Below are 7,347 nucleotides of genomic sequence, written 5' to 3'. Positions count from 1 at the left end.
CGCTCGCAATGGTGAGCAGTTCCTGAAACAGATCCATGAGCGTATCAAAGGGCGTCTCGGCCGTTTTTTTTGCGAATGTAGAATCCCATTTTTGATACTTGAAATGCATAGTAATTATATTGACTTTAGCAGGAGTATACATAACATATTGGAAAACAAATTAATTCAAAAATGACAGTGACGGTTGACGACCTTGATAAAAATGAACCCGTGGACCGGATTCATTTTGAGCGCAGGCTATGGGAGGAAGGCATGCAGCGGGTGATGGGTCTCGATGAAGTGGGACGCGGGTGTCTGGCGGGACCGGTGGTGGCTGCCGGGGTGATTTTCGAGGCGGGGACGTTTGTTGAGGAGATAAAAGACAGCAAGGCTCTTTCCCTGGCGGATCGCAAAAGGCTTAGCCGGCACATTAAAGAAGAGGCCCGTTTCTGGACCGTCCGGTGGTGCATGCCGCGTGAAATAGACGAGCTTAATATTCTGCATGCGTCCATAAAGGCGATGCATAAATGCAGCGAGGCAGAACAGGCCGCCCCCGATTACCTGTTGGTGGACGGGAACCGCTTTAGCCCGGGATTGTGCCCGCACCAGTGCCTGGTCAGGGGCGATGACCGTTCGATGAGCATAGCGGCGGCTTCCATTATTGCAAAGGTATACCGGGACGAGTGGATGCGTAATCTCCACGAAGAATATCCCTATTACGGCTGGAATACGAATGTGGGTTACCCGACCCGCCAGCATTTTGAGGGTTTGCAGGAATATGGAGCGACCCGGTATCATCGCCAGAGTTTTAAATTGCGAACGGATAAAATGATCGAAGAAAAAAATAACTCTAAGGGTAAGGGAACGTTCGGGTAATCAGTGGAACAATGATCCCTGTACCGGTGAAAAGCGAAAAGTATGAAGTGTTAAGGAGAAGGTAAAAAGTTGAGAAACCAGCAAAATGAATCACTATAGAGTTTTACGAGGCCCTTAACTAATTGCAAATAACTAAACTTAATCCTTGACCCGAAGCTTAGAAATCGGCTGCCTTTGATAACTGATAACTGATAACTGATAACTGATAACTGATAACTGATAACTGATAACTGATAACGACCCTAACGGTAGATACTGAACTGCCGCTTATGGAAATCCAGGTTTAAACAGATGCCGAGCATAAGGGTATTGGTAATCAGTGCCGAACCGCCGTAGCTGATGAAGGGCAGGGGGACGCCGATGATCGGAATAAGCGCGGTAGCCGAGCCTATATTGATAAAGAAATGTGTGAAATAGATAGCGGCGACACTCACAATGACCAGCTGGGCAAAGGGATGTTTATGATTGGCGGCAGATCGCAGAAGAACAATCGTAAATCCTGTCAGTAATAAAACTACGATACCGGCTCCTGCGAAACCAAATTCTTCTCCTATTACGCAGAAAATGAAGTCGGTCCACTGCTCGGGTAAAAAACGAAGTTGTGTCTGGGTTCCTTCCAAATACCCCTTGCCGTACAATCCCCCCGAACCGATGGCGGTCTTCGCCTGTATGATATTCCAGCCCGCTCCCTGGGGATCGAAGGAGGGGTTGGTGAAGGCCTCTATCCGCGCACGCTGGTGGGGCTGCAACACTTGAAACAAGGCCACCTGTACACCAATAACGAGCAGGATGCCGGTGGCAAAAGAAGTGAAGGTGAGCCAGGTCCGCCGCTGAAGAATAAACACCAGCAGCGTTAGAAATACAGCCGCTGCCAGTCCCCAGTACCAGGCAATGATACTCAGATAGCCTATTATAGCGGGAGATATAATAAACAGCGATATGCCGTAGGGCAGACCCGACCAAAAAAGCACGACGGGGATCAGCGCTAAAAAGATGATGGCCGTACCGGAGTCATTCTGCATGATGACGAGCATCGTGGGGACCAGAATGATCAGAACCGTCGTTAAGGCTGTTTTAAGATTTTCGGCAGAGAGGTTGCGCTGGCTCGTCAAATAGTTTGCCACGGCAAGGACCGTGGCAATTTTCATCAGTTCACTGGTTTGCAGGTTTAACGGGCCCAGGACCAGCCAGCTTTTGGCGCCGTTTACTTCTCTGCCGAAAAGAAGGGTCAACACCATGAGCAGCAGTCCCCCTGCGTAGAACACGTATGATCCCTCTCGAAAGGTACGGGGACTTACATATTGCAGGCCGACGAGCAGCAGCAGGGCAAGACCGAAAGAGATCAGCTGCTTATAAAAATTAACCTGAATGTAGGCAGGCAAAAATTCTGCAACGGGACCCTGAGTAGCGCTGTAGATAGCGACCAGTCCGATCGTAACCAGGCCAACCCAGAGCGTCGTGAGAGGCCAATTAAATTCTCCAAAATCACTCATCGGGGTTGTCCTCCGTTTTGGGTTCAAGATCTTTTACGTAGTCGTATACCTGGGAGCGATTAATCTCGCCGGTTATATATTTTTCCACCAGCAGCGAAGCAATCGGGGCCGCCGATATAGAACCGTATCCGCTGTTTTCGAGGAGAACGGCAACCGCAATACGGGGATTATCCACCGGGGCAAAACAGACAAACCACCCATGATCTTCGCCATGCGGATTCTGGGCCGTTCCTGTTTTTCCCGCTACTTCGACGCTGTCCAAATTGGCGTAATAGCGTCCGCTGCCGGTGGTCACAACACGACGCATGCCGTTTTTAATGACCTCGATATTTTGGGAGTTGACCCAGCCTATCTTTGTTGTATCAATATCGGTATAGCGAACGGTACCGTCATTTTGACGAATGGAATGAACCAGGTGCGGACGAAGTGCGTAGCCGCCGTTGGCTATTTGAGCGGTAACGTTCGCCATCTGCAGGGGAGATGCGGCCAGGAATCCCTGTCCGACTCCCAGGCTGAGCTGATCGCCAATCCCCCAGGTGCCTTCGCCCAGCAGGTTATTCAGATAGGTGCTGTCGGGTAGAATACCTATGGTCTCATTGGGCAGATCGACGTTTGTAGGACGTCCCAGGCCAAAGCTGGATGCGAGTTCATTCCAATAGTCGATACTGTAGTTATGAACTATTTTATCCATCAACCAGAAGAAAAAGGTATTGCTGGACTCCTGAATGGCTTTGCCAATATTATATTGTCCAGGGTCGGCAAGATCGTTATAACGGCGTCCCCGGGAATAGTAACCGGGATTATAGATGGTCGTGTTTGGATTGATAATACCCAGCTCCAGTCCCATGAGTCCCATTAAGGGCTTGAACGTAGAACCCGGAGGCTGCTTGCTCGACAGGGCGCGACTGAATAGCGGGTTGTCGGGATCGGTGTTGATCTTTTGCCAGTAGTCGGAGTCAATGCGTCCCGACAGGCGGCGTATGTCATACTGGGGGGCGCTTACCATACTTAGAATGCCACCTGTCTGGGGATTCAGTGCAACCAGTCCCCCCCGTTTCCCCTTCATAAGGTCTTCAGCCAACAGCTGTAGCCCGGTATCAAGCGTAGTATGAAGGTCCGAACCTTTTTGAGGAGCCTCGTCAATGGCCCCGTCCTGGTAAGAACCCAGATTCTGTCCCATCGCATTGACCACGACATATTCCGTGCCGTACTCACCCCTGAGCTGGGATTCATATTCATTTTCCAGTCCGGTTTTTCCGGTTTTATCACCGAGATGATAATGTTGCTGCTCGAGATATTCCTCTTTTGAAACTTCCCGGAGGTAGCCGAGGATATGAGAAGCCTGCAGGCTGTCGACCGGGTAGTGCCGTTTGCTTTCTATCTGGTGGCCGATCCCCGGGAGCTGCCAGATATTTTCCTGAATAACGGAAAACGTTTTGAAGTCAATTTCGGTAAAAAGCCGGGAGGTCCGATACCAGGAGTAATCCCGCGCCTCCCGGACACGTTGCCGGACTTCCGCATCCGGTACGTCCAAAAGGTCGGCCAAAAGAGGCATTTTATCGGGATCGTACGCAGAAGGGGTGATGGTAATGGAATAGATCGGCTTATTGTCGACCAGCAGTTGTCCGTTCCGGTCGTAGATGAGTCCGCGCGCCGGATTTATGCTCTGTTGGCGAAGCGCATTTTCCCGGCTTAACGGCTCATACGTTTCGTAATCCAGTATCTGAAGTTGAAACAGCCGTCCCATGATCACCAGTCCAAGCAGGATAATGATCAGCTGAAAGATGCGAATTGATAATTCCGTTCGTTTTTTCTGATGACGTGTCATGCAGGGATCATCTTTTTGTTCTAAACAGTTGTATGCAACAGGCAATAACAGCAGAATACAGGCCGTTGCCGATCAAGTGACGCCAAAACAGGACTTCAGCAGAATAGTTTTGAATGAAAAGATTCAGTCCTAAGAATATAATATTGTGCACCAGAGCAGTTAGAAGGACGGTCAAAAACACAGGTCCGATCAACAGGGGTGTTTTTTTGTCTTCTGGTATAAAGCGGTGGCTTAAATATACTAATAATGTTTTTGTAAACATATGAAGTCCCCACAGATCAAGCAAAAAATCCTGTAGAAATCCCAGCAGTCCCGCCATCAGCAAAGCCGCGGTTCTGTCTTTTTTGCTCATAAACCAGACCAGGAAGATCAGGACAAGGTCAGGTTGCATCTGGTAGATGCTCAAATGCCGGAACAGCACAATTTGCAGCAGCAAAAACAGTACTCCGGCCCCGAAATATTTCAGCTGTTCTTTGGTCATTCTAATACTTCCTGATACTGTTGATTGAGATCACGGATCGTAGTATCGGGTTTAAACTTGATGACAAATCCACCTGACATGCTGTAGAGGTTGACAAAGGGAACGAGAAATATTTTTTGGGTATCCTTACCTTTTTGAGGTACCGTACGGGTGACTTTCCCAATGGGAATGTCAGGTGGAAACTGGTTACTATAGCCCGAGGTAACGACTACTTCTCCCGTATCAACGTCAACGGTTTGCGGGATATGGTTAAGCTGAAGCTCTTCGATGGTATTGTCATCCCAGGAAACAATGCCGTAAGCATTTGACTTTTGCAGTTTCGCGCTGACTTTAAAAAGAGTGTTTAAAAAAGGCATCACCTGGGAGTATCTCCTGTCAGTCAGAATAACTTTTCCGGCCAGTCCCTCGGCTCCGACCACTGGCATTCCGCTCTCAATTCCCTGCTCGGTACCCGCATCAATAGTTAAAGAATTAGAGACCTGGTTTAGCTTTTTGCCCACAACTTGTACGGGATACAGATCCAGGTTGCTTTCGCGGCTGAAATCAAGCAGCTCCCGCAGCCGTTGATTTTCCTGGTCGGCCGACCGCAGCCGGCTTAGCTCATCGAGCAACAGCACATTTTGTTCTCTCAGGTAGGTGTTGGTCTTGAGCGCTTGCTGATACGTGCGGATATTGGAAAAGGGCTCTTCAAGATAACTAAAGAGGGTTACCGACATCTTACGCAGGTTGTCGAGACCGCCCTGATGCCGGCCGATCATAAAAAAAACAGCGGTGATCAAGATCACCGCTGTAATAATATGATCTTTGACATCAGATATTCCCGGAAAACGTATTTGCATTCACCCTATTGTGACTTAATTAATTACCGTTCGATAGTATTCCAGATCTTCCAGGATAGCGCCGGTGCCGCGGACGACTGCCGTCAGGGGATCTTCGGCAATATGAACGGGCAGGTCGGTGGTCTCCCGAATCAATTTATCCAGGTTTTTGAGTTTGGCTCCCCCCCCGGTGAGCAGAATTCCCCGGTCGAGGATGTCTGCCGAGAGTTCGGGCGGGGTTTGTTCCAGTGACTTGGTAATGGATTCGACAATCGTATTGACGGATTCGGAAATGGCTTCCCGGACGTCTTTGGAGGTAACATGCCGGGTCCGGGGTACGCCGTTGACCAGGTCGCGTCCCTTCGTGTCCATTTCAAGCTCCTCATCGAGAGGGGCGGCGGAGCCGATCTCACACTTGATTTTTTCAGCGGTACGCTCCCCGATAAGCAGGTTATGGTTACGGCGGAAATAGTTGATGATATCGTCATTCAGCTCGTCCCCTCCCAGGCGTACGGACTGGGCAAACACGATGCCGGAAAGCGCGATTACGGCAATCTCCGTGGTTCCACCCCCCACATCAACAATCATATTACCGATCGGTTCATGCACATTCAGCCCGATGCCGATAGCGGCCGCCATGGGCTCATCAACCAGATGGACGGATTTTGCGCCGGCGTGTTCGGCGCTGTCGCGCACGGCGCGTCGTTCTACCTCGGTGATGCCGCTGGGCACGCAGACAACCATCTGCCGGGTACTTGAATACCATTTCATTTTCACCTTGTCGATCATGCCGCGGATCATCTGCTCGGCCACTTCAAAATCAGCGATCACTCCATCCCGGAGCGGACGTACCGTACGGATATTTTTGTGGGTCTTTTCGTGCATCAGCCGTGCTTCATGGCCCGTTGCTACCGGTTCATTTTGCATGTTCAGGGCAACAATGGAGGGTTCATTGAGCACAATGCCTTCTCCCCGGGAGTAGATAAGCGTATTGGCTGTCCCCAGGTCGATGGCTATATCGGTATAGAGCCAGTCGAACCATCCTTTATTATTTTGATTTTTCTGCACGTTAGAGACGTTTTTTTCCATGTTTTAAAAAATGTAGATGAGCTTGGGGTCGTCAAATTATTTTCTGCGAAAATAACAATGTCGAAAATACAATTTTGTCCGCCTATTTGCGAATAAATAAGATTAAAAGTTAAAATGAAATTGCAAGTCGAATTTAGTGACGGAAAAGCCTTTTTCCCGTGAATACCATGGCCAGTCCAAGGCGGTCTGCCGCGTCGATGACCTGTTCATCTCGGATGCTTCCGCCCGGCTGGATAACCGCGGTTGCACCGGCCCCGGCCGCGGCTTCCACTCCATCGGGAAAAGGAAAAAAGGCGTCTGACGCAATGGCCGTTCCGTCGAGGGACAGTCCCTCTTCCCGGGCCTTGGCAAGGGCGATTTGGGAGGCCTCCACCCGGCTCGTCTGTCCCGTGCCGATACCGATCGTCTGCTGATCTCTGGCGTACACGATGGCATTCGATTTCACATGCTTTACCACCTTCCAGCTGAAGAGCATATCCCGTATTTCTCTTTCCGTTGGTTGCCGTTTTGTTACGACCCTGAGATCCTCTTTCGCGGTAATCGTAAAATCAGCATTCTGGCTGAGGGCTCCCCCGAATATGGATCGAAATTGTTTTTCTGTTGTTTTGCTGAGGGGTCGTTGTTGCCGGATGAGCCGCCGGTTTTTCTTCTGTTCCAGCAGCGACAGGGCTTCTTCGGAAAAGGAGGGCGCAATAATGATTTCGGTGAATATTTCATCAACAGCCTTCGCGGTAGCCCGATCCAGCTCCCGGTTGACGATCACGATGCCGCCGAATGGGGACT

Annotated in this window: 6 protein-coding genes and 1 pseudogene; 1 reads left to right on the top strand and 6 read right to left on the bottom strand. The window is 50.0% G+C overall.

Features of this window, described 5'->3' with window-relative positions; genetic code table 11:
- The first annotated feature begins 171 nt into the window (after positions 1 to 171).
- Positions 172 to 855 carry a ribonuclease HII gene (locus tag ACESLU_RS09190; RefSeq protein ID WP_372638247.1) on the top strand — a complete coding sequence of 228 codons (684 nt, stop codon included), beginning with the start codon at positions 172 to 174 and terminating at the stop codon, positions 853 to 855.
- Positions 856 to 1,097: 242 nt separating this feature from the next.
- On the opposite strand, the gene rodA is transcribed toward ACESLU_RS09190, so the two are convergent.
- The 6 genes and pseudogenes from rodA to purH form a co-directional block, all read right to left on the bottom strand.
- Positions 1,098 to 2,348, bottom strand: a complete 1,251-nt coding sequence (gene rodA / locus ACESLU_RS09185; protein WP_372638244.1) for a rod shape-determining protein RodA — start codon at positions 2,346 to 2,348, stop codon at positions 1,098 to 1,100.
- Positions 2,341 to 4,176 (bottom strand): penicillin-binding protein 2, encoded by a 1,836-nt coding sequence (mrdA, locus tag ACESLU_RS09180; protein WP_372638241.1) that lies wholly within the window; start codon positions 4,174 to 4,176, stop codon positions 2,341 to 2,343. Before mrdA ends, rodA begins: the two co-directional genes overlap by 8 nt.
- 7 nt (positions 4,177 to 4,183) lie before the next feature.
- Positions 4,184 to 4,657 (bottom strand): rod shape-determining protein MreD, encoded by a 474-nt coding sequence (gene mreD, locus ACESLU_RS09175; RefSeq protein ID WP_372638238.1) that lies wholly within the window; start codon positions 4,655 to 4,657, stop codon positions 4,184 to 4,186.
- Entirely contained in the window at positions 4,654 to 5,496 is an 843-nt protein-coding gene (mreC, locus tag ACESLU_RS09170; protein ID WP_372638235.1) for a rod shape-determining protein MreC, read from the bottom strand. The genes mreD and mreC overlap by 4 nt, the downstream gene beginning before the upstream one ends.
- Positions 5,497 to 5,511: 15 nt before the next feature.
- The gene (locus ACESLU_RS09165) at positions 5,512 to 6,564 is read right to left on the bottom strand and encodes a rod shape-determining protein (protein ID WP_372638233.1); all 1,053 of its coding nucleotides are present in this window, start codon (positions 6,562 to 6,564) and stop codon (positions 5,512 to 5,514) included.
- Between the two features lie 133 nt (positions 6,565 to 6,697).
- Positions 6,698 to 7,347: pseudogene (gene purH / locus ACESLU_RS09160) on the bottom strand (bifunctional phosphoribosylaminoimidazolecarboxamide formyltransferase/IMP cyclohydrolase); the annotation flags it as partial.

The sequence above is a fragment of the Fodinibius sp. genome (genome assembly GCF_041642155.1).
Classification (GTDB): domain Bacteria; phylum Bacteroidota; class Rhodothermia; order Balneolales; family Balneolaceae; genus Fodinibius.
This window is presented reverse-complemented; position numbering and strand designations above follow the sequence as displayed.